The 279-nt window shown below is 45.2% G+C and carries 1 protein-coding gene; it reads right to left on the minus strand.

The window, feature by feature from the left end:
* On the minus strand, positions 1–279 hold a 279-nt coding region (locus tag AAEY88_RS13195; protein ID WP_350563118.1), incomplete at both ends, for an FtsK/SpoIIIE domain-containing protein.

The raw sequence follows: 279 nt of genomic DNA on the forward strand, positions 1-279 counted from the left end.
TCTTAGGGTCAATCATAATAAAGCGGACATCATCTGGGCCCGATTTATACAACAAACTGGTGATCATCGCATTCACACCGACCGATTTACCAGAACCCGTTGTACCAGCAACTAATAAATGCGGCATTTTGCCTAAATCAACGACCACAGGCTCACCGGCAATGTCTTGTCCTAACACCATAGACAATGTCGATTTGCTGTCTTTAAACGCGGCAGAATCGAGTACATCGCGCATAAACACGGTTTCACGGAACTTGTTCGGCAATTCTAAGCCTACAT

Source organism: Psychrobacter sp. CAL346-MNA-CIBAN-0220, from assembly GCF_040309805.1.
Classification (GTDB): Bacteria; Pseudomonadota; Gammaproteobacteria; order Pseudomonadales; family Moraxellaceae; genus Psychrobacter.